Raw genomic sequence first — 18,814 nt, 5'->3', positions numbered from 1 at the left:
ATACCTATCGTATGTCGATAATACAAGGGGTTGTGAGCATTTTTAGTAAATAAAAATGCATAAATTTGCACTTTACAGTTTGATACCAATAAGAATCGCGATAAGTGGTTTATTCCTATCTTGGTTTCCGTTATCTTTACCGCTTCGTAATAAAAAGAACAGGCTGTCGTATGCCATTAAAAACCGATGAATTAAGAACCCAACCATTGGGTCCAATGCCAACTCCGGCAGAATTAGGAAGCGCCCATCCAATTACCGATGAGGTCGCTGAGCGTATCGCACAGTCACGTCGCCAAATTGAAAATATCCTTACAGGGGAAGACCAGCGCCTATTGGTAATTGTCGGCCCATGTTCCGTGCACGATACCGATGCCGCCCTTGACTACGCAGAGCGTTTAGCCGCGGTGCAAGATCAGTATAAAGATGAACTGTTCATCGTTATGCGCACCTATTTTGAAAAGCCTCGCACTGTCGTAGGTTGGAAGGGGTTAATTACTGACCCAAATCTTGATGGCTCTTATGCGCTAGAAACAGGTTTGAACAAAGCCCGTAAGCTATTGCTCGATATCAATAAGCTTGGTTTAGCAACTGCTACCGAGTTTTTAGATATGATCACTGGCCAGTACATTGCAGATCTCATTACATGGGGTGCGATTGGTGCACGTACGACCGAATCACAAATCCATCGTGAAATGGCGTCCGCACTCTCTTGCCCAGTTGGTTTTAAAAATGGTACCAACGGGAACATCAAGATCGCTATCGATGCAATTCGTGCATCTCAAGCGTCTCACTATTTTTATTCACCAGACAAAAACGGCCGTATGACCGTATATCGCACTAGCGGTAACCCATTTGGTCACGTTATCCTTCGTGGCGGTGAAAAAGGCCCTAACTTTGATGCAGCATCCGTCGATGCAGCATGTAAACAACTGGGCGAGTTTGGCCTACCTGAACGCCTTGTGGTTGATTTTAGCCACGCTAACTGCCAAAAGCAGCACAGAAAGCAACTTGAAGTCGCTGAAGACATCTGTAAACAAATCAAGTCAGGTAAAAATCAAGTAGCAGGCATCATGGCTGAAAGCTTCATTAACGAAGGTAATCAATCCATGGAAGACCTAAGTAATCTTACTTACGGTCAGTCGATCACAGACCCTTGCTTGGGCTGGGATGATACAGCCACTATGCTTGACATGCTGGCAAATGCCGTAAAAGCTCGCTCGTAATAATAAGGACTCCAACATGCCATCATTTGATATTGTTTCTGAAATCGATACTGTTGAACTACGTAACGCAGTAGACAATGCGTCACGCGAGCTAACGACTCGTTTTGATTTTCGTGGCGTTGAAGCGTCATTCGAGATGCAAAAAGACGAATCGGTAAAGCTAAGCGCAGAAGGTGAATTTCAGCTTAAGCAACTACGCGACATGTTACGCGGTAACTTAACTAAGCGCGGCGTTGATGTTAATGCAATGGAAGCCAAACCAGAAGAAGCATCAGGAAGAAACTGGCATCAAATCGTTGTATTTAAGCAAGGTATCGAAACGCCAATGGCGAAAAAAATCGTTAAACTGATTAAAGACAACAAGATGAAAGTTCAAGCATCGATTCAAGGCGACAAGGTTCGTGTAACCGGTAAGAAGCGTGATGATCTGCAAGCTGCTATTGCACTGATCCGTGAATCAGATCTAGGTCAACCATTCCAGTATGAGAACTTCCGCGACTAATATCTTTTATTCGCCTGTTTGATAAGCAAAAGGGCCACATCTTAGTGGCCCTTTTCTATTTCACCGATCCCAGCTCTATTAGCAGATCCTTGCCCTGTAAGAAGGTAACTCTTTTCGATTTAGGTGGCATTAACACCACCACTCTTTGATCGTGACTTCGAGCTTTCTGCAGTTCATTGCTAAAACCCGCCTCACTCTTGCATTCAACTCTTTCCGCATCACGGCGAACGAGGTCAATAAACGCAAAAGGACAGTTCGGGTCATGCAACACTATCTCGGCCTGCTGCATCAATCTCAATGCTTTCAAGGTAAGAAGCTCGACATCTTCACCATACTCGATCCAAGTTACCGAACCACTCTGGTCGACCCCCTCTTGCAGCAGCGCTTGATAGGCTCTCTCTAGATCGCCATTGTTGGTCGCTCTTTCAACATCTGAGCGCGAAAAATAAGCTTCCCAAAACTTACGTCGTTGCTCAACGCTAGCAAAACGACTTTTAATGTCATTACGCTTAGAGGCCGCGAAGTCAGCTTGTATCGCTAGGTTTTGCGGTAACACAGCCTCTAGCTTTTCTCTCACATTCCTAATCAAAACCGGTGAAGAGCCACCACTCGATATCGCGAGTTGTATCCGGCCACGGTTAATCATCGAGGGGGTAATAAAGTCGCAGTATGGTAGGTCATCCACGACATTCACCAATATCCCTTTACGCTTAGCGTCATGATGGACTTGGTGATTCAAATCTGGATTGTCGGTTGTCGCCCAAACTTGAACATAGCAACTTTCGAGTAACTCGGCAGAATAGAACCCTTGGATCCATTGGCAGTCCCCTTTTTCGATCAAGTTGGCGAGGTAAGACTCCACATTGGGTGAGACGATCGTAACATTCGCTCCCGCCCTAACTAGGCTATCTACTTTGCGGCTTGCGACCTCACCCCCACCAACGACCAGAACGGGTTTATGAGTTAAGTCTATAAACAGTGGAAAATACTGCATTTCATTCCTTGAGTTACTAAAAACATCTTCAGCCTTGATACTACCAAAAATAGAGCAATAGATTCATTCCCAATTCAGATCACACCTAATAAATGACCGAATTTTGAACTATTTTTAGCTTTTTTAACTAATTGATAACAGTGATACCAATTTGAACCCTATATGTATTGATAAATTTATTACACCATCCTGTCGCACCAAATTTGTGACCTCTTGCACTATTTACATTTAAGCAACATTTCGTCATTCTAAAGTCTGTCAGGATTTGTGATTTCATTCAAAAATCTTTTTAAATTATACATTTGAGAAATTGCGAATCCTTTCCTACGCTTATAACTGGTTGATTTGTTTAAGGCTCAAATATGGGCATACGCAACCTAATAATTAAGAAACACAACACCATTTAATCGTTGTATCAGGTTGAACCTGATTTAACATGGATCATACAGGAAGGATACAAATGGCACATAAACTAACACTTCTTGCTTCAGTTGTAGCGGCATCTACTGCACTGATGTCTACAAGCGCTGCTGCTGCGGATAGCACGCTAGATAAAGTAACTAAACAAGGTTTCCTAACTTGTGGTGTAAGTACTGGCTTGCCAGGTTTCTCTAACCCTAACTCTAAAGGTGAATGGGAAGGCATTGACGTTGAATACTGTCAGGCGCTTGCTGCGGCAGTGCTTGGCGATAAATCAAAAGTTAAATACGTTCCTCTAACAGCGAAAGAGCGTTTCACTGCACTTCAATCTGGTGAGATCGATGTTCTTTCTCGTAACACAACTTGGACGCTTCACCGTGATACAGCTCTAGGTCTAAACTTCGTTGGTGTTAACTACTACGATGGTCAAGGCTTCATGGTTAAGAAAGACCTTGGTCTAACAAGCGCTAAAGAGCTAGACGGTGCTTCTGTATGTGTTCAGTCTGGTACGACAACTGAACTTAACCTAGCGGACTACTTCCGTAACAGTGGTATGTCTTACAAGCCAGTTGTATTTGATACAGCCGCTCAAACTTCGAAAGGTTTCGACGCTGGCCGTTGTGACGTACTAACAACTGACCAATCAGGTCTTTACGCACTTCGCTTGAATCTTCAAGATCCTGCATCTGCTCAAGTTCTTCCAGAAATCATTTCTAAAGAGCCTCTAGGCCCAGTGGTTCGTCAAGGTGACGATCAATGGTTTAACATCGCTAAGTGGACTCTAGCTGCAATGGTGAACGCTGAAGAATACGGCATCACTTCTAAAAATGCAGACGAAATGCTTAAGTCTCAAGATCCAAACATCAAGCGTATTCTTGGTGTAGACGGTCCTAAAGGTAAAGGCCTAGGCATCCGTGACGATTGGGGTTACCAAGTTGTGAAACAAGTGGGTAACTACGGCGAGAGCTTCGAGCGCACAGTCGGTGAAGGTTCACCACTACAAATTTCACGTGGCGTAAACGCACTGTGGAATGCGGGTGGCTTCATGTACGCTCCTCCAATCCGTTAATTTTTACATAGTTACAATAGAAAATGGGCGGTTTTGGCCGCCCTTTTTATAAAAATGGATTTGAGGTTATAGCTGTATGAAACCTACTAATTTTGCGACGAAATCGGATAACGGACCGAATTCAAACGCTAACCTTTTATACAATCCCACCTTTAGAGCTGTTGTTTTCCAGATCATAGCGATTTCAGCACTCGTCTTTTTCTTTTACACAATTGTCAATAATGCACTAACCAACTTAGAAGCACGTGGTATTGCCACGGGTTTTGACTTTCTAACTCAAGAAGCTGGCTTTGGGATTGGCTTAACGCTGATTGAGTACGATGAAACCTTCTCTTACGGCCGCACCTTTATGGTCGGGCTACTCAACACTGCGCTAGTCTCGTTTTTTGGTATCATCCTCGCGACGGTGATTGGCTTTCTAATGGGTATCGCACGCCTTTCGTCTAACTGGTTAGTTAGCCGTTTTGCTGCTGTTTATATTGAGACATTCCGTAACATTCCTTTACTTCTTCAGATTTTCTTCTGGTACTTCGCGGTTCTGCAAGCACTTCCGTCAGCTCGCCAAAGTTTAAGTCTGGGTGAAGCCATTTTCCTCAACGTTCGTGGCCTCTACTTCCCTGCCCCAGTCTTTGGCGAAGGTTCTTCCTTTGTTGTAGCAAGTGTGATTATTGGCATTATCGCGACGCTTTTGATCGGTGTATGGGCGAAAAACAAGCAAAAACTGACCGGTCAGCAAACGCCCATGGGACGTATCATGCTGGGGCTCTGTGTTGTTCTACCTGTCATCGTTTACTTCTTAACGGGTTCACCTATCTCTGCCGAATACCCTGTGCTAAAAGGCTTTAACTTTAAAGGTGGTATTACCATCATCCCAGAACTGGCGGCTTTGCTCATCGCGCTTAGTGTTTACACGGCGTCGTTCATTGCTGAGATTGTACGTTCAGGTATCAATGCCGTTAGCCATGGTCAGACAGAAGCCGCTATGTCACTAGGGCTACCACGTTCTCGCACGCTAAAGCTGGTGGTTATCCCTCAAGCACTGCGTATCATTATTCCACCGCTGACTAGCCAATACTTGAACTTAACCAAAAACTCATCGCTTGCGATGGCGATTGGTTACCCCGATTTGGTTTCAGTATTTGCTGGTACAACGCTGAACCAAACTGGTCAGGCGATTGAAATCATTGCGATGACGATGGGTGTTTACTTAACACTCAGCCTAGTCACATCGGCTCTGATGAACTTGTACAATAAGAAAGTGGCTTTGGTGGAGAGATAGAATGAAAGTACATCAATTTCAGCCTAGCCTTCCGCCGCCTGCAAATACGGTTGGTCTGGTAGGTTGGCTAAGAAAAAACCTATTTAATGGTCCAATAAACTCAGTCGTAACGATTATCCTCGCCGTTTTATCCGCGATGGTACTATGGGACGTGTTTAACTGGGCTATTCTCAATGCAGACTGGGTTGGCACAACCCGTGACGCATGTAGTCGTGAGGGTGCGTGCTGGGTATTTATCAGCGTTCGCTGGGACCAGTTTATGTATGGTTTCTACCCTTCCGACGAGCTTTGGCGACCTCAGTTTTTCTACGTGACACTGGCTATCTTTACGGTATTGCTGGCTTACGAGAAAACACCTAAGCGTCTATGGATTTGGTTATTCTTCGTAAACGTCTACCCATTTATCATTGCTGCTTTACTTTATGGCGGTGTATTTGGTCTGGAAGTTGTCGAGACGCACAAATGGGGTGGCTTGCTGGTTACACTGATTATCGCACTTGTCGGTATTGTCGTTTCGCTACCTATCGGCGTTGCTCTGGCACTAGGGCGCCGTTCAGAAATGCCGATCATTCGCAGTATGTGTACTGTCTACATTGAAGTATGGCGTGGTGTACCTCTTATCACGGTTCTGTTTATGGCTTCAGTTATGCTGCCCCTGTTCCTTTCTGAAGGTTCAGAAACAGACAAACTTATCCGCGCATTGATTGGTGTGGTGATGTTTAGTGCTGCCTACATGGCGGAAGTGGTTCGTGGTGGTCTTCAAGCTATTCCAAAAGGACAATACGAAGCCGCAGACGCGTTAGGTCTAAGTTATTGGAAAAAAATGGGGCTGATTATTCTTCCACAAGCACTGAAGATTACTATCCCATCTATCGTGAACACCTTTATCGGATTGTTCAAAGACACTAGTCTGGTGCTTATCATCGGTATGTTTGACGTACTGGGTATCGGACAAGCTGCAAACACTGACCCTGAGTGGTTAGGCTTTGCAACGGAAAGTTATGTATTTGTCGCGTTAGTGTTCTGGGTATTTTGTTTCGGCATGTCGAGATATTCGATCTGGCTAGAAAACAAACTTCATACCGGTCACAAACGATAATTAGAGCTCAAGGACGTATTATGACGCAACAACAAGATTACATGATCCAAATAAAGGATATGAACAAGTGGTACGGCGAATTCCACGTACTGAAAAACATCAACCTAAACGTTAAGAAAGGCGAAAAAATCGTTATTTGTGGCCCTTCTGGTTCTGGCAAATCCACCATGATTCGCTGTATTAACCGTTTGGAAGAACACCAAAAGGGACAGATTATCGTTTCTGGCAATGAGCTGACTGAAGATCTGAAAAACATTGAGGCCGTTCGTCGCGAAGTTGGTATGTGTTTCCAACACTTCAACCTGTTCCCTCACCTAACTGTTTTAGAAAACTGTACGCTGGCTCCAATTTGGGTGAAAAAAATGCCTAAGGAGGAAGCTGAAGCGATTGCGATGAAATATCTAGAACGCGTTAAGATTCCAGATCAAGCCGATAAATATCCAGGCCAGCTATCTGGTGGTCAGCAGCAGCGTGTTGCCATTGCTCGCTCACTTTGTATGAGCCCGCAAGTGATGCTGTTTGATGAACCAACGTCGGCACTTGACCCAGAGATGGTTCGTGAAGTACTTGACGTTATGGTTGAGTTAGCCGGAGAAGGCATGACCATGTTGTGTGTAACACACGAAATGGGCTTTGCTAAAGAAGTGGCTGACCGTGTTATCTTTATGGATGCGGGTGAGATTATTGAAGAGAACAACCCAATTGAGTTCTTCGAAAACCCACAGTCAGATCGAACGCAAAATTTCCTTGCTCAGATCCTGCACCACTAATTTCTAAAGATGGCATAACACAGGGGCGACTTCGGTCGCCCTTTGCAGTTGTTATATTGTGTTACATCTTTCAAAATACATAAGTTTTTATTTCTATTATTATTTTATCTACTACTAACTGACTTGGGGCTTGATCTTTTGGTCATTAAACCTCATAAATGTAGATATAAACATAAAACCTTACGAGGAAGATTATGAACAGTCCTATGTTTACCCGCACTTCAACGCAAGAAAGTGCTCTGCAAACAAACAAAGTATTGCGTAATACTTACGCTCTACTCTCTATGACTCTGCTTTGGTCTGCAGTGGTTGCTGGTGTTTCTATGGCGATGAATCTTCCTCGTCCAGGCATCATCATCACACTTGTTGGCTTCTACGGTCTGCTATTCCTAACCGAAAAGAACCGTAATAATAGCATGGGTTTGGTATTTACCTTCCTGTTTACTGGTTTCCTAGGCTACACGCTTGGTCCAATCCTTAACGCATACATTGGCGCAGGAATGGGCGATGTGATCCTAACGGCACTTGGCGGTACTGCTCTGTCCTTCATGGCTGCATCTGCTTATGCTCTAACGACACGCCGTGACCTGTCTATGATGGGCGGTTTGATGATGTCATTGTTTGTCGTACTGGTTGTAGGTATGATTGCGAGCTTCTTTATCCAGTCAACGATTCTACATCTGGCACTAAGCAGCCTGTTCATCGTGTTCTCTACCATGGCGATCCTGATGACGACTCAAGGCATCATCCGTGGCGGTGAGACAAACTACATTTCAGCGACGATTACGCTTTACGTTTCAATCTACAACATCTTCATCAGCCTGCTAAGCATCCTTGGCATTATGAATGACGATTAAGATTAACGTTTAATCAAACACCAAAAAGCCCGAAAGATAATCTTTCGGGCTTTTTCTTTCTTGCCATATTGTCCAATCGCGGTATGCTGCGCTACCCTATTGAATATCAAACTATTTAGGATCGTTAAGATGTTTGAGTATAACGGCAAACAAATCGAAACTGACGCTCAAGGCTACCTACTAGACCATACTCAGTGGGAAGAAGGCATGATAGAGATATTGGCTCAACAAGAAGGCATTGAGCTAACTGAAGCCCATCTTGAAGTGGTTCATTTCGTGCGTGATTTTTATGAAGAATTCAACACATCTCCAGCCGTTCGAATGCTGGTTAAGGCAATGGAAAAAGCCCACGGTCCGGAGAAAGGCAACAGCAAATATCTGTTTAAGCTATTTAAACAAGGGCCAGCTAAACAGGCTACCAAATTAGCGGGTCTGCCTAAGCCTGCCAAGTGCTTATAAAAAGATGCGATTGAGATCCTGTTGCCACGCTACAGGATCTGAAATCCTTTGTATGGCTTGTAGGAAACGCTCTGTCTTTGAACATGGTCAACACTTGATGTTTTAGGCCCTTGAGTCAGCCAGTCAGCCATCTCATCAATTTTCTCTTGCGCCCCACAAACCACGACTTCTACGTCACCATTGTTGAGGTTCTTAGCGTAGCCAACTAGGCCTAACTTTTTCCCCTGATACGAAGTGTGGTAACGAAACCCTACACCTTGCACTATTCCTGAAACGATAAACTTCGCACTGCACTCCTGCATGATTTACGCCTCCCACCGTTAGACTTTAAGTAATTAATCAATTCATTCCGATACGAATCTGTGGTCGATATATTCGCAATCATACCGTGTTGGATATTTTCACACCAAGGTTTGATGACAAGTTAATCGCTGCTGTTGAAAGCGCGCATATTTATCACAGTTATCTATGCTGCCGTACGTTATCTGTGTATATTTCAATATAAAATGTATTAGTGTTTGCATATTCTCAATAATAGGATGTTCGCAATGAAAGAAATACCGTTTCGCTGGATTGACAAATATCTCATTCATCTCAAAATTCAGGAAAAATTCTACTTACTGTTTGCTCTACCCCTACTGGCTGTGATCATTCTAACGCTGGTACTTAACAGTGCAGCAAACACCATGCTTGCTCATCTTTATCAGGATGAGCTCCACTTGATGCGTAACTTGATCGAAGCGGGCAACCTGACGCAAGCACAGGTAGCAAGTATTGTGGCGAGTTCAGACACCATCTCTATCGGCAGTGGTTTAGGCTCAGTTTCAGTGAATAACGGTGCATTCAGCCTCGTCGCTTCCCATGAGCAAAATTTATGGTCAGCAATGTCGACAACTCAAATGGTGATTGTTTTAGTCACCCTGTCACTTATTGCTTTAGGTGTTTACTACATCATGACTTTTATTGGTGGCGCGATGTTTACCATGAATAAAGCATTGGCCACATTAGCAAACGGCGATCTGACCAGCCGTATGAACTTCTTTAAAGTACGCGACGAGTTCAGTGAAATTGCGATTACCATTGATAAAGTGGCTGAGCGTGAACAAAATATGGTGATTTCTATTCAGGAGTCCATCGCTCTGATGCAACAGATCAGTTCTGACCTTAATCTGTCTAACCAGCAAAGCGCAGAAGTCTCTGGTACTCAGCAAGAGCACCTGAACTCACTGGCCAGTGCGACAGAGCAGATGGCATCAACAATTCGCGAAGTGGCCACTCTAGCACATGACTCAAGCACACAAACTGAAGATGCTCGTAGCGTTGCAACTCAAGGACAGGCCAAAGTCGTCCACACCCTTTCTTCGATTTCACAGCTGTCGAAGGAGATTCAGTCTGCCTCTGAAGCCGTTGCTGAACTTGACGCCAATGCTGCGCAAATCGATGAAGTGGTGACAACCATTAACGCAATTTCAGAGCAAACTAACCTTCTCGCGCTCAACGCTGCGATTGAAGCAGCCCGTGCCGGTGAACAAGGTCGAGGATTTGCCGTCGTTGCAGATGAAGTACGAGCATTAGCAGGACGAACTCAGCAAGCAACCGTTGAGATCCAGAGCATGATTGAAGCGCTACAGCGCAATAGCCAATCTTTAACTCGTTTAATGGAGACTACCGTCGTTAATGCTTCAGAAGGTCAGCAGTTGATGTCTGAAGTCGATGTTGAGATTGGCGCATTGGCTGAAAAGAACCAATCCATCTCAGACAGTAGTGTACAAATCGCGACGGCCGCTGAAGAGCAAGGCGTGGTGGCGGACAATATTGCCGCTAGCGTTGAGGAGATCCGTGTTCAGGCCGACAATGTTCACGACATGATTAACACAACCAACGCTAACATCGCCCAGCTCCGAAGTCAGAGTGACCAGATGGAGTCACTGCTAACAGGCCTTAAAGCCTAATCGATTGAGCCGCTTTTAAGCGGCTCTTTTATTTGCTTTTCCCTAGTAGTTCCTTGAAAATACCCCACCTTGAAAAACAAACAATTGAGTAATCCAATGACTCCAGCTATCTATCTAGTCAAAGGCCGTGATAAATCACTCCGCCGTAAACACCCATGGGTATTCTCTCGTGGTATCCACCGTGTTGAGGGTGAACCGACATTAGGTGAAACGGTTGATGTATTCACACACGATGGAAAGTGGCTGGCGAAAGCGGCCTACTCACCAAACTCTCAGATTCGTGCACGAGTCTGGAGTTTTGACAAACAAGACATCAACACCGATTTCTTTGTTAAACGCATTCAAGACGCGCAACTGTTACGTGAAGACATCATCGAGCGTGACGGTTTAACTGGATACCGTTTGATTGCGGCTGAATCTGATGGCCTACCTGGTATCACAATCGATAAGTTTCAGAACTACTTGGTATGCCAACTGCTGAGCGCTGGTGCAGAGTACCACAAGCAAACCCTTGTCGATGCGCTATTAAAAGTGTTCCCTGATTGCAACATCTACGAGCGCTCAGACGTGGCAGTACGTAAGAAAGAAGGTCTTGAGGAGACAACGGGTGTATTGCACGGTGAACAGCCACCACGCTCAGTAGTCATTGAAGAAAACGGTGTAAAGATCAGCGTGGATATTATCGAAGGCCACAAAACCGGCTTCTACCTCGATCAACGCGACAGTCGCCAGCAAGCGATGAAATACGTTAAAGACAAAGAAGTGCTTAACTGTTTCTCGTACACTGGTGGCTTTGGCTTGTACGCTCTTAAAGGCGGTGCCAAACGTGTGATCAACGCGGATGTCTCTCAGCCTGCGCTAGATACTGCTAAGTACAACGCTGAACTCAACGAGTTTGATATCTCTAAAAAACGCGCGGTATTCCTCAATGCCGACGTATTTAAGTTGTTGCGCGAATATCGCGATCAAGGCACCAAATTTGATGTTGTAATCATGGACCCGCCTAAGTTTGTGTCCAGCAAAAACAATCTAACTTCAGGTGCTAACGGCTATAAAGATATCAATATGCTGGCAATGCAGATCCTTAAACCTGGTGGCACACTACTGACCTACTCTTGCTCAGGCTTAATGAGTGGTGAGCTATTCCAGAAAGTGATTGCCGACGCTGCTGTCGATTCGGGTCGCCAAGTCAAGTTTGTCGAACGCTTTGAACAAGCGGCTGACCACCCAACTGACAGCGCTTATCCTGAAGGTTTCTACCTCAAGGGGTTTGCTTGTAAGGTGTTGTAGTTGCGAGTTGCGAGTTGCGAGTTGCGAGTTGCGAGTTGCGAGTTGCGAGTTGCGAGTTGCGAGTTGCGAGAAAATTTTGAAGGGTTGGCACTTGGTGTCAACCCTTTCTTTTTACTGGTGCTGAAGAATACACAGCCTAAGTAACTAGGATTAAAAAAGGGCCTTGCGGCCCTTTTTGGTTTAGTGGTTAGTTGTGTCGTATACCTTCAGTAGGTCGTTTAGGATTGCGCTAGTGTCGGTAATAGAACTGCCTGAAATATAGTCACTATATTGTGATGTCGCTCCCTCTATAACAACTTTTTGGTTAGCCCCGTTGTCAGAGATCGTTAATTCCAAGTTATCACCATCAATAGACAAGCCGATTGCATTGCTGCCCAATAGACTAGCGATTGAATCATCCGCATCAGTATTAAGTAACTCAGAGATATCAATCTTGTCTTCACCTTTGGTAAAGTCTTTGATGGTATCGACTTCGCCATTGCGGACACCTGAGCCTTGGTCAACGAATTTGAAGATGTCTTCGCCTTCGCCACCTATCAGGATATCGCCACCGATACCTCCGATTAAAACATCATCCCCTTGGCCACCAGAGAGTAAGTCATCGCCTTGTCCACCACGAAGACCATCGTTACCTTCACCGCCAAATAGCGAATCATCACCTTCACCGCCGTAAATTGCATCAATTCCTTCTTCACCATAGACAATGTCCTTGCCCTTACCCGCATGAGCGTAGTCAATATCATCAGATTCGCTATGTGGTACGTGCAGTTTCTCAGCGTTATTTGAGTCATAGATCTGGCTGTCGGCACCAATAACGAAGTTCTCTAAATTTTCTTCGGATTTGTCATTCTTGTTTGGTGATGTTCCCGCACTATCGCCCAAGAATATAACATCATCACCTATTCCTGATTCAACTAGGTCGCCTGAGCCACCAACATCTATGCGATCGGAGTTATTATTTCCACTAGCGTAATCTGGGTTTTTACCTTTTGTTACAACCCAATCTAATGTTTCACTCTCTGTACCTTGTTCGTGAGGTTTAACCGTAACTGTATCTACTTCGTCTGCATTAGTGTTTCTATCACCAGACAAGAAGATAGTTTCGCTATCCTGCCCGATTGATTGACTGCCATTACTTGTCTCTGTTGAGACTGCTGTCGCGGTTACTTCGAAGTCTAGGGTTCCATCGTAGTTAGCGGGAATATGAAGCTTCGCGTCTGAAATAGAACCAGAATGAGTTAGTTCGCTAATAGCGATGTTTAGTGTATAGGTCTTAATACCGTTAACAACGCTAGACGGTGTTTGAAGTACATTACCAATGAACAGATCAACGCCAACAGGAACCCCTGAAAGCTCAACACCCTTACTCGTTAATTGTTCACTACCATCTTTATCTTGAATGAACACGTCGATAGTTAATGGAACTAGACTTTCAGTGAGAACATTATTATCGCCAGTCTCATTGTTTAATTCAATAATCGCGTCGGCAAATACGACACGTTCAATATAGTAAAGATGGTCTCCGACTTTACCTTTAGTTTCCGTTTCGCTTAAGTCTACAACTTGGAAATAGCCACCACCTTTTTTATCATTCCACGTTATTTCAAAACGAGGTACACCGTTCTCATCGTAATAACTACCTTGGTAAATGACAGTATCTACTGCTTGAACTACCTCACCTTTTTCGTTCGTAAAGTAGTCATGATTCGGGTCATCTATGCCAAAGGCTTCATGGTCGACAGCCTCTCCAACCATTCCGTGGAAAGTCTCGTTTTGCCCACCACCAATGAACACATCTTCGCCTTTATAAGAACCTGTGTACGTATGTACATCAGCATCAGTTTGAGCTATGAAAATCGCATTGACACGGCCTTCGACATCGTCCTGACTTACTGAATGTTTATCTGAGTAGACTTTACCATTAAATATAGCTTCAAGTTCAGAATCAGATTTAGTTTTGATTGTTGTAGTATCAATTTCAGGTTTGACTGGTATTGTTACTGTTTGATGCACACTAATGTCGACAATCGGGGCATCGGAAACTGCAGCAATATCGACTGTCAAAGTGTGTTCTCCTGAAGTGATATCGCCATCTTTAGCCTTAAAGACGATTTCTGCGTAATCGCTTAGCTTGTTACCAACACCGTTGTCAGCAAAATCATCGTGTCCAGCTTGGTTTGCATCTGGTTTAAAGCCAATCACACCAGAAGTAAGTTGTTCTGACATAATTTCGTTTGCATCCAGTACCTGCCAGTTTGGCAGCTCGGCGGTTCCAATATTAATTACCAGATCGCCCAACACTGGTTTAGTCACGATGAGAACATCGCTGCCATGTTCGATACCAAAATCATTGAGTGACAAGGTTAATACGGTGTCTTCAAAACCATAAACCGATTTGCTCTCTGCATCTGGTGTTTGAATATCATCAACTGGGATAACCTTAACGGTAGTGTAAGCAGGGTCACTGGTGTTAACACCATCAGACACTGTAATAGTAACGGTACGGTCAACGGTACCTGGTTCGCTACTCGTGTTGTTAAACTGAACCTGTTTTAGAATCGCTTCAAACTCGGCTGGCGTAGCCCCACTATCAGAAGTTACGGTGATAGTAGTACCACGGTTATTAACCGTGAAGCCCGCAAAGGAGCCAGTAAGTAACAGCTCATCATTAATATGTTGTTGTGACAACTCGATCGTCATCGACACAATGGTGTTCTTATCGTCGATGATATCAACATCTTCATCTACAATGCCGACCGTTGCTCCACCTTCTGTAAAGGTGGTTTGGTAGTCATTGGTTGAGTCCTGTTTCACCACTTTAATCACTAAGTCATTAAAGTCGTTGTCATCATTACCCGTATGTTGATCGTCGATCTCTAGTAATAGATTACCGTTACCATCGCTGTTAACACGCAACTGACCAAGGGAATCGTTAGATGTGAAGATAGGCAGATCGTTTTCTTTTCCATCGATCACTAACTTACCTTTGTCTGTGATGTAAAGCTCTTTACCCTTGACTAAGTCTGCACCATTAGGAATCAAGAAATACTCAATATTTCCAATTGAGCTAACTGTTCCCGGAAGTACTGATCCATCTTGCGGTTCGTGCGAGTTTGATACCAATACATGTAGCTCTTTATTACCGGTTGTTCCATCAACTACGTAGTAACCAAAGACGTTCTTGTAGCTTGCGCTCTGACTAACGAACTCAAATCTGTAATCGCTGCCATCTAAATCGATTGTTGGTTTCTCGTTGTCCAGTATTGTCGCTGTACCTGTAACTACACCACCTACTTGATACTCTGTTTTTGCGTCCAGTCGGAACTGCTCACCATCATCACTGATATCATCAGGTTTAACCGCTACAACAACCTGGAATGCCTTTGTATTTGCAGGTAGCGCCTCAATAACAAACTTGCCATTACTGTCCACGCCAATTATTTGGTCTGGCTGACCAGAAACTTTTATGACCACTTGTGTCGCATCAAAGTCTTCCGGTTTACCCGCTGTTCCTTCACGCAGTGTCAGCTCGACTTTTGTTGTCGAAGTACTTTCACTTGATAACTCTACGTCGAATACTGCTTGAGGGCTTTGCGCTTCTTCATCGACTTGAGGATTAGAGATACTCTCTACGACAGGGCGATCATCATTACCAACTTGTGGACCTTGAGGACCATCTGGGTCTGTACCATCATCTAGGATAGTCGCTTCATCTGAAGCAGAATCATTCGATACATAACCTGACTCATCAGTGACAACCAGAGTAAAGTCTTCCGCGCCTTCAAATACAGAGTCGTCTTTTGTTGCTACTTCAACGAAGATCTCTGTCTCACCGTTAGGGATAGTAACAGTAGGTTTTCCATCCTTGATGACTATTTCAAGTTCAACACGTAGTGGTTCACCAGACAGCTGAGGTTCTAGATAGTAGGCAGTAAACAATTCGCTGATATCTTTAAAGTCAGCTTGTTCTGCAGATGTAGCATCACCATCAAGCGAAATGGCGAGCGATACATCGATATTTTCTGAAGATGGATTAGACAGACTTACCGAGAATACCGCTTTAGATCCTTCAGCTACATCTGCAACACTTTCAACAGTTAGAGTCGTTGAATCAACATTTTCAATAATACCAGTATCAGATACTCCACCAACGTTTAAGCTGTAGCTTTCATCAAGCTCATGAACACCATCAACAAGAGTTGGAATAAGAACTGCGAAATCTATCACGCCTACTGGAACAATCAGCTTACCGCTTTGCTCATCATAGGTAACACCGTTTGTAAAGCGAACCTTGCTTAGGTCGAGATCCTTCTCATTACCAGAATCTTTAGCATCATCGCTATCCTTGCCGAACGTAACATCTAGCTTAGTTTCGACAAGCGCACTCGAATCTAACGTTACTTTGAAACCGAGCTCATCGCCTTCCAATACTGAATCTGCTAGTAAGTCGACAGACGCAACATTCGAAGCAGTAGGCTGAGGGTTAACGATAACATTGACTGTAGCACTTGCGACTTCACCATTGTCATCAGTAATCTGGTATTTGAATGTTGTTTCGCCAACAAAGTCATCGCCAGTTAGATCGAAGTACACCACACCATCTTTGATGTAAGCATTACCTTCAGTCTCACCATATACGTAAGTGATACGTAGACTATCGCCGTCAGAGTCAAAGTCGTTATCAAGCAGTTCAGAGCCATTTATGCCAGCAAGTTGCGATGCTGGAATCGTAAGGATACCGCCTTGATTCACAGCATATGCGCCTTCGCTAGACGCTTTAAATCCCGTTAGGAAATAATCTGATGCGTCATTGTCATGCGTAGGTCTGTTAGAGTATTCCGTTGCTTCGAATACAACACTATCAAATGCGATCGGAGTGCCATCAGGTCCTTTTGGAACGATTTCATAAGTACCCTTACCATTACCCTCAGCAACGAATGTATCGCTGGCTACAGCAATCCCGTCAAGGTAAGCAACCCAACGACCTTGCTCATGGTTGTCTGTAAAGCCACCGTCATTACCTTCATTCTCAAACAAATTAGAAACAGAGAAGGTAAATTGAGTCGCTGGCTTGTCTAAGTTGATTTCAAACTTCTCAGAGATTTGTTCGTCACGGTCGTACTCTATCTGAGCACCAAGGCCACCTACTTGACCCGCAACGCCAATCTTAATGCCGTCGTGAGCGAAGGCTTTATCTTGACCATTAAAGCTGGCACTTAACGCTACACCCTCGTCTGTCCAAGGTGAGCTATTGTCATCGCTGTATTCGCCAAGTTTAACTTCAAAGCCTTGAGGATCATTATTTGCTTCCAAGCTACCGTTACTTTCATCGACAGTAACTGTCTTGGTTTCACTCATATTGCCGTCACTATCAACAGCACGGTAATCAAAGCTATCTGTCGCTTCAGTCTCTAGGTAGCGTAACTCCCAGTTACCATTACCATTAGTTCCTAGCTCAACACTTGTAATAATTGCGCCGTCAGGAAGCGAGGCACCTACCAAAGTACCACTAGTTAACTCACCGTTAGCTGGGATAGTAATCTCGTGGAATAGGTTGCTGTCGCCAGATGTCGATTTCTGGAATGTATACTCAACCCCTTCTGCTGGTCCACCTTCGTAGTGAACTACAATTCTGACTGAGGTTTCGTCGTTTGTGTCAAGTCCTTCATGGAACCAACCACCAACACCATCTAAACCGAGAGTGACGCTAGTCGCAGGGCGAGAACCAAAGTCAATCGAGATGGAATCATTTTTATCAATGCCTTTATCATTGTTGACGCCAATGCCGTAACCGACGTGATTCGCGCTTGGATCACCCATATGCTGGAATAGATCACCGTTTGAAGTAATAGTCACAACGTGACCATTACCCAAGTCTAGGGTTCTAACATTGCTATCTGATGTAGCGTCACCCCAGTTAAGGAACTCTTCGTTTGAAGCTCCTGCTTCAGAAAGCTCAGCATCTTTAACGCCAAGAATAAAGCCTTCAGAATCTGCATCTGGTTCGTAGTGAATAGAGTTTGCGTCAAAGTGTTTCTCGTTTGAGCCACCGAGTAAGTGCTCTTCCTCTACAGGGAAGAACTCACCGCCCTCTTTGTAGAACAACTGGCCATGGTCTGGTAGTTCAACAATAACTACTTTCGGGTCAACGCCTGCTGCATCATCTTCAGCATCAGATATATGGTCTGTTGAAGTATCAGATGGATCAGTATTGATAGGCGTATCTGCTGTTTCAAAGACAACCTGCGTTTTACCGGTAGAATTTACCGGAGCAGTAAAGTGTTCGGCTGTAGGTGGGTTGTCAGTAGAATCAGTAATAATTCCTGTTGCTGTATCTACTTTATTCCCAGTGACAAGGTCACTCGTTGTTTCAGCTGTTAGGCCTACGACCTCATCACCTTCATAATCACCGTCATTAATTACTTTTACAAAGACTTGAGTAGAAGTTTCACCAGCAAGAATTACAAGATCACTAGCCTCAGCTTTAACAAATCCGCCGTTACCATCAGAAACATAGAACTCATAATCTACATAATCTATGCCTGCTTGTGCATCCTGTGTAGTCGAGACACCATCTATAGCGGCCGATAGTGCGAAACTTACGTCTTCAGCAACTCCGTTACTAATGGAGACATTAAAGCTCAAATACGCATCGTCTCCTTCTTCGACAGTATCACCGCCTTCAATTTGAAAACTTGCCTTGGTGTCTTCATCGACGTCAGGGTTACCAGTGCCTCGGTCATCAAAGATATAAACCGTATCCGATGCTTCTTGATCGGCTACGTTGTTGTCCGTTGTCGTCGCTGTTAGCTTGACGCCTTCCGTTGACTCGGTTTCCAGATCATCAATCACAGCAACGCGGACACGAACTGCATTACCACTTTCAGGGATCACAAGCGT

13 protein-coding genes are annotated in these 18,814 nt (G+C 44.4%); 10 read left to right on the top strand and 3 right to left on the bottom strand.

Annotated features, from left to right (window positions below; translation table 11 throughout):
• The first annotated feature begins 170 nt into the window (after positions 1-170).
• Both QTN95_RS02805 and QTN95_RS02800 read left to right on the top strand, forming a co-directional pair.
• The gene (locus tag QTN95_RS02805; RefSeq protein ID WP_331416253.1) at positions 171-1,223 is read left to right on the top strand and encodes a 3-deoxy-7-phosphoheptulonate synthase; all 1,053 of its coding nucleotides are present in this window, start codon (positions 171-173) and stop codon (positions 1,221-1,223) included.
• 16 nt (positions 1,224-1,239) lie between these two features.
• Complete coding sequence (locus QTN95_RS02800) at positions 1,240-1,725, top strand: YajQ family cyclic di-GMP-binding protein (protein WP_138972349.1); 486 nt, start codon at positions 1,240-1,242, stop codon at positions 1,723-1,725.
• A 55-nt stretch (positions 1,726-1,780) separates the two neighbouring features.
• Here QTN95_RS02800 and QTN95_RS02795 read toward each other — a convergent pair whose 3' ends face one another.
• Positions 1,781-2,719 carry an NAD(P)-dependent oxidoreductase gene (locus tag QTN95_RS02795; RefSeq protein ID WP_331416252.1) on the bottom strand — a complete coding sequence of 313 codons (939 nt, stop codon included), beginning with the start codon at positions 2,717-2,719 and terminating at the stop codon, positions 1,781-1,783.
• Between the two features lie 460 nt (positions 2,720-3,179).
• On the opposite strand from QTN95_RS02795, the gene QTN95_RS02790 reads away from it, so the two are divergent.
• The 6 genes from QTN95_RS02790 (at position 3,180) to QTN95_RS02765 (ending at position 8,672) form a co-directional block, all read left to right on the top strand.
• Complete coding sequence (locus tag QTN95_RS02790) at positions 3,180-4,208, top strand: amino acid ABC transporter substrate-binding protein (RefSeq protein WP_138972347.1); 1,029 nt, start codon at positions 3,180-3,182, stop codon at positions 4,206-4,208.
• A gap of 76 nt (positions 4,209-4,284) precedes the next feature.
• Complete coding sequence (locus QTN95_RS02785; protein ID WP_331416251.1) at positions 4,285-5,487, top strand: amino acid ABC transporter permease; 1,203 nt, start codon at positions 4,285-4,287, stop codon at positions 5,485-5,487.
• A 1-nt stretch (position 5,488) separates the two neighbouring features.
• Positions 5,489-6,586: an amino acid ABC transporter permease gene (locus tag QTN95_RS02780; RefSeq protein WP_331416250.1), complete on the top strand. Its 1,098-nt coding sequence runs from the start codon at positions 5,489-5,491 to the stop codon at positions 6,584-6,586.
• Between the two features lie 20 nt (positions 6,587-6,606).
• Entirely contained in the window at positions 6,607-7,356 is a 750-nt protein-coding gene (locus tag QTN95_RS02775) for an amino acid ABC transporter ATP-binding protein (RefSeq protein WP_138972344.1), read from the top strand.
• A 194-nt stretch (positions 7,357-7,550) separates the two neighbouring features.
• The gene (locus QTN95_RS02770) at positions 7,551-8,213 is read left to right on the top strand and encodes a Bax inhibitor-1/YccA family protein (protein ID WP_138972343.1); all 663 of its coding nucleotides are present in this window, start codon (positions 7,551-7,553) and stop codon (positions 8,211-8,213) included.
• Positions 8,214-8,342: 129 nt separating this feature from the next.
• The gene (locus tag QTN95_RS02765) at positions 8,343-8,672 is read left to right on the top strand and encodes a TusE/DsrC/DsvC family sulfur relay protein (protein ID WP_269376781.1); all 330 of its coding nucleotides are present in this window, start codon (positions 8,343-8,345) and stop codon (positions 8,670-8,672) included.
• A 29-nt stretch (positions 8,673-8,701) separates the two neighbouring features.
• Here QTN95_RS02765 and yccX read toward each other — a convergent pair whose 3' ends face one another.
• A complete protein-coding gene (gene yccX, locus QTN95_RS02760) occupies positions 8,702-8,974 on the bottom strand; it encodes an acylphosphatase (RefSeq protein ID WP_138972341.1) in 273 nt (90 codons plus the stop codon).
• Positions 8,975-9,220: 246 nt separating this feature from the next.
• Between yccX and QTN95_RS02755 the strand changes: the two genes are divergently transcribed.
• Positions 9,221-10,624, top strand: a complete 1,404-nt coding sequence (locus QTN95_RS02755; RefSeq protein WP_331416249.1) for a methyl-accepting chemotaxis protein — start codon at positions 9,221-9,223, stop codon at positions 10,622-10,624.
• A 96-nt stretch (positions 10,625-10,720) separates the two neighbouring features.
• Positions 10,721-11,914: a class I SAM-dependent methyltransferase gene (locus tag QTN95_RS02750; protein ID WP_138972340.1), complete on the top strand. Its 1,194-nt coding sequence runs from the start codon at positions 10,721-10,723 to the stop codon at positions 11,912-11,914.
• A 180-nt stretch (positions 11,915-12,094) separates the two neighbouring features.
• Here the strand turns inward: QTN95_RS02750 and QTN95_RS02745 are convergent, their stop codons facing one another.
• Positions 12,095-18,808, bottom strand: a complete 6,714-nt coding sequence (locus tag QTN95_RS02745) for an Ig-like domain-containing protein (RefSeq protein WP_331416248.1) — start codon at positions 18,806-18,808, stop codon at positions 12,095-12,097.
• Positions 18,809-18,814 lie beyond the last annotated feature (6 nt).

Origin of the sequence: Vibrio sp. M260112 (assembly GCF_036533775.1) — a bacterium.
Taxonomy (GTDB): domain Bacteria; phylum Pseudomonadota; class Gammaproteobacteria; order Enterobacterales; family Vibrionaceae; genus Vibrio.
The sequence above is the reverse complement of the archived record's forward strand: the minus strand, read 5'-3'. Positions and strand labels throughout refer to the sequence as shown.

Excerpts from the sequence above, each read along its gene's own strand:
- QTN95_RS02805 (WP_331416253.1), top strand. The coding sequence starts at position 171 with ATGCCATTAAAAACCGATGAATTAAGAACCCAACCATTGGGTCCAATG.
- QTN95_RS02800 (WP_138972349.1), top strand. The coding sequence starts at position 1,240 with ATGCCATCATTTGATATTGTTTCTGAAATCGATACTGTTGAACTACGT.
- QTN95_RS02795 (WP_331416252.1), bottom strand. The coding sequence starts at position 2,719 with ATGCAGTATTTTCCACTGTTTATAGACTTAACTCATAAACCCGTTCTG.
- QTN95_RS02790 (WP_138972347.1), top strand. The coding sequence starts at position 3,180 with ATGGCACATAAACTAACACTTCTTGCTTCAGTTGTAGCGGCATCTACT.
- QTN95_RS02785 (WP_331416251.1), top strand. The coding sequence starts at position 4,285 with ATGAAACCTACTAATTTTGCGACGAAATCGGATAACGGACCGAATTCA.
- QTN95_RS02780 (WP_331416250.1), top strand. The coding sequence starts at position 5,489 with ATGAAAGTACATCAATTTCAGCCTAGCCTTCCGCCGCCTGCAAATACG.
- QTN95_RS02775 (WP_138972344.1), top strand. The coding sequence starts at position 6,607 with ATGACGCAACAACAAGATTACATGATCCAAATAAAGGATATGAACAAG.
- QTN95_RS02770 (WP_138972343.1), top strand. The coding sequence starts at position 7,551 with ATGAACAGTCCTATGTTTACCCGCACTTCAACGCAAGAAAGTGCTCTG.
- QTN95_RS02765 (WP_269376781.1), top strand. The coding sequence starts at position 8,343 with ATGTTTGAGTATAACGGCAAACAAATCGAAACTGACGCTCAAGGCTAC.
- yccX (WP_138972341.1), bottom strand. The coding sequence starts at position 8,974 with ATGCAGGAGTGCAGTGCGAAGTTTATCGTTTCAGGAATAGTGCAAGGT.
- QTN95_RS02755 (WP_331416249.1), top strand. The coding sequence starts at position 9,221 with ATGAAAGAAATACCGTTTCGCTGGATTGACAAATATCTCATTCATCTC.
- QTN95_RS02750 (WP_138972340.1), top strand. The coding sequence starts at position 10,721 with ATGACTCCAGCTATCTATCTAGTCAAAGGCCGTGATAAATCACTCCGC.